This is a genomic window from Leisingera sp. JC1, assembly GCF_001679925.1.
In the GTDB taxonomy this organism is placed as follows: Bacteria; Pseudomonadota; Alphaproteobacteria; order Rhodobacterales; family Rhodobacteraceae; genus Leisingera.
Genome location: NZ_LYUZ01000167.1, coordinates 1 through 3464, shown reverse-complemented (window position 1 = coordinate 3464; position 3464 = coordinate 1). Strand labels below are relative to the sequence as shown.

The 3464-nt window shown below is 67.9% G+C and carries 2 protein-coding genes and 2 pseudogenes; all 4 read right to left on the bottom strand.

The genetic code is table 11. The features are described from left to right. Positions 1-606: pseudogene (locus tag A9D60_RS25295) on the bottom strand (hypothetical protein); the annotation flags it as partial. Beyond that, on the bottom strand, positions 593-1687 hold the full coding sequence (locus tag A9D60_RS25290) for a PP2C family protein-serine/threonine phosphatase (protein WP_254656800.1): 1095 nt from the start codon (positions 1685-1687) through the stop codon (positions 593-595). The pseudogene A9D60_RS25295 and the gene A9D60_RS25290, both read right to left, overlap by 14 nt. Then, positions 1671-2810, bottom strand: a complete 1140-nt coding sequence (locus A9D60_RS27190) for an FHA domain-containing protein (protein WP_065270134.1) — start codon at positions 2808-2810, stop codon at positions 1671-1673. The genes A9D60_RS25290 and A9D60_RS27190 overlap by 17 nt, the downstream gene beginning before the upstream one ends. Before the next feature lie 11 nt (positions 2811-2821). Continuing rightward, positions 2822-3464, bottom strand: a pseudogene (locus tag A9D60_RS25280) (serine/threonine protein kinase); the annotation flags it as partial.

The window sequence follows — 3464 nt, the reverse complement described above, 5'->3', positions numbered from 1 at the left end:
GGCAGGGGCCGGAACGGCGGCGGCGGTCTCAGCCGGCAGGCTGCCGCCGACCTGGCGGATCAGCAGTTCGGCCTGATCCACGTCGGAGGCGCGGCCCTGATCGACCTGGCGCTGGATGTCCTCGCTCAGCTGCCTGCCGCCGCTGGAGCGCCACAGCCCGTCCTGCGGCGCCTCAGCGGTGCGGGCGGTCAGCCCTTGGATCGCGGCAACCGGGTAGACGCCCAGAAACTCCTCTGCTGCCACCGGCTCCAGCGTTTCTATCAGGGCGGGCAGGGTGCCGCGCATCACCTGGCGGTCGGCCATAGTCAGGACCAGGAAACTGTGGTCCTTGGTGCTGTCGGGCACCGCGGACCAAAGCACCTGTTCATCTGCGGCGAACTCCTGGCTGCACCACAGGATGATGTCGGCACTGCCTGCGGCCTGCTGCAGCATCTCCTGCTGCGCGGCCTGCGGGCCGGAGAGCGGCAGTTCGCGGTAGCTGTGCCAGCGCAGGCGCGGGTCGGGCAAGGTCTGGCGCACCCGGCGGGTGTCCTGCGGCAGCTCCACCTTTGCCAGCACGCCCGGCATTTGCAGGCGTTCGCCGGCGGCGGTCTCAACTTCCGCCATTTCCTGCGTGCCGTAGCAGACATCGACCAGAAGTCCGCAGCCGTTCCGGCCGATGACCACCCGGCCCAAGAGCATATCGATGAGGGCGGATTTGCCGCTGCCGGGGCAGCCCGCAACCGCCACCTGCACCGGCTGGCGCAGGCGCTGCAGCAATTGGCTGCCCCAACCGGAAACCTCGGACGGCAGACGTCCGGCGCTGAGGGTCTGTTCCAGCTGCGGGTTCGAGCGGCGGCTGCTCCGGCGCTGGCGGCGCGGCAGCTTCCGCCGCGTCAGGGTGTTGCGCCTGCGGGTCGAACGGCTTGATCACGCAGAAGGCAGCGTTGTCCTGCTCCGGCGCATCCAGAACCTCCAGCCGCCGCATCAGCGCTGCACCGATGCGGGCGCTGGGGCTGTGGCATTCGGCGGCCAGCACTTCGGCAATCTCCTCCTCCTCCAGGAACAGAAGCCCGTCGCTTGCAGCCAGCACGATATCGCCATGCTGCAGCCGCACCGGCGCGCTGCGGCAATCCACCAGCGGGATATCCGCACCGGTCAGCACCGAGGTCACGCAGTGGCGGTCCGGGTGGGCGGCAGCCTCTGCCGGATCCATGCGGCCGCGGGCCACCAGCTTCTCCAGCTCTGCCGCCATCGAATGGTCGGCGTTGAGGCGGATCAGCGCACCGTCGCGGAACAGGTACAGTGGCGAGTCGCCGACCGAAATCCAATACAGCCGGTCGCGGAACAGCACCGGCGCCAGCAGCGTGGCACCCATGCCCTGTTCCTGCACCTGGGGCTGGTGACTGGCATATTCGCCAAGGCAGGCGTTGGCGCCATCAGCCGCACTGTGCAGCACTTCGCCGATAGCGGGCTCCAGCAAGTCCGGCTCACCAGTGCGCAGCTTCAGTTCTGCAAACACCTCTGTCACCACGATTTTGGCCGCGACATCGCCAGCCGCGTGTCCGCCCATGCCATCGGCCAGCACCGCAAAGCCGGCACCGGCGCCAGCCATGAAATCGGCGGCGACTGCATCCTCCTGACGTTCGCGGCGACCCTGGCTGATGGCCGTCGCTGCGTCGTACTCAAGTTCAGCGGAATGCAGCATGGGCGCTTTCGTCCTGCTGCGGCTGGTCCCAGCCGAAAGAGGCACCGCAGAGCGGCACGAACCGCAGGGTGGTCTCGCCGATGCGGATCTCATCGCCCGCCGCCAGTTCCTCGGTGCTGAGCACCGGGCGGCCGTTGCGGCGCACCAGGTTCGCCTTGCCGCCGTGGCCGATGTAAAACGCCTTCTGCTCTGCGTCATAGGCGATGGCCGCATGGTTATCGCGCGAGATGCTGTTGTCGCCAAAGTCGAGACGAACGGTCTGATCCTCGCCGCGGCCGATTACGGTGACGCCGCTGAACAGGGTAAAGGCGGCACCGCGGCCCGGGCCCTGCACCACCGCCAGCCAGCCGACCGGGAACTGGGTGTAGCCGGGTGGCGCGGCCATCTGCGCGGCGGGAGCGGGCTGGGCCTCAGCTTGCCGGACCGGTTCAGGCCAGGGATCAGACCGCAGATCATCACGAAGACCCGCCTGGTGATCAGGCTGTGGTTCCGGCTGCACGTCAGCCTCCGGCTCCATCTGCGCTGCGGCGGCAGGCTTGCGGTGGAAAACCCGGTAGCTGCCGGGCTGTTCCGCGGCGGCCTCCGGTTGCTGCAGGCGGCCGAAATCAGGCTCTTGCGCCAGTACTTCCGGCGCATCCTCATCCTCTTCGTCTGCATAGTCTTCAGCGGCAAAAACCTCCGGCTCAGCGTCCTCTGCTGCGAAGAGGTCCTCGGCTTCCGCATACTCCGGGGCTGCCGCAACGGGTTCCGGCTCTGCGGCGGTCTCCTGCGTCTGTTCACGGGCAAAGAAAGCGGCGATGGCATCCTCTTCCGGCGCTTCGCTGCCGAGGCTGTCGAGGCTGTCGAGGCAGGTTTCCGCGCTGTCTTGTCCTTCCGGCTCATCTTCCTCCAGGAAATCCTCCGGCAGAATATAGCCGTCTTCAGCAGCCTCCGGTTCCGGGTCCAGCTGGAAGCCGCGGTCCAGGCTGAGCGGCGGCGCAGAGGGCTCTGCCTCCTGCTGCTGCGCGAGGCTGTCGAACGGGTCCCGTGCCGGCGGCTGCACCGGTTCGGCGGCGGGGGTGGCGGCAGCTTCTGCCCGCACCCGTTCCCGCTTTTCGCCGATGATATCCTTGATGAACTTCATTGCGGTTTCCTTCAGTTCTTAACGGTTGCCGGGGTGCCGTTCTGGAACCCGAAAATCTTGCGCAGGCGGCCTGCGAAGGTCGGTTTTTCTGCACTGGCGCTGCTGCCTGCCGCGGCCGCGGGAAACTGTCCGGCGGCGGGGGCTTTTCTGCTGCGCCTGTTGCGGGAATCCTCTTCCGCCAGCCAGGCTTCCAGGTCGCTGACCGGCTCACCGAACAGGTTGACCATCTGGCGCGGTTCCTGCGGTGCGGGGCCGGGCGCCGCTTCCTTGCGGGCGACGCGCGGCTGGCCCGGGGTCAGGCTGGAATTTGTCGAGGCGACCAGATCGGCGATGGTTGCGTCCAGTTCACCGTTATCAAAGGGTTCAAGTGCTGCCTCTGCCGCTGCGGTGGCAGGCACCAGTTCTTCGGCCTCATACTCCGCCAGCATCTCTGCCCAGGCGCGGGTGGACTGGAACCGTTCGGCGGGCGGCACCGACATCGCCTGATCGACGGTTGCCAGAAGCGCCGGGTCCGCCGCCCACGGCCCGCCCAGCAGCGGCGGGCAGGGGTCCGGGTTTCCGGCCATCACCGCGGTCAGCCGCTGCTGGCTGCCCGGAGGCGGAGCACCGGTGATCAGGTAATAAAAGGTGGCGCCAAGCGCGTATATGTCACAG

Coding starts and splice junctions, on each gene's coding strand:
- A9D60_RS25290 (WP_254656800.1), bottom strand. CDS start 1,687: ATGCTGCATTCCGCTGAACTTGAGTACGACGCAGCGACGGCCATCAGC.
- A9D60_RS27190 (WP_065270134.1), bottom strand. CDS start 2,810: ATGAAGTTCATCAAGGATATCATCGGCGAAAAGCGGGAACGGGTGCGG.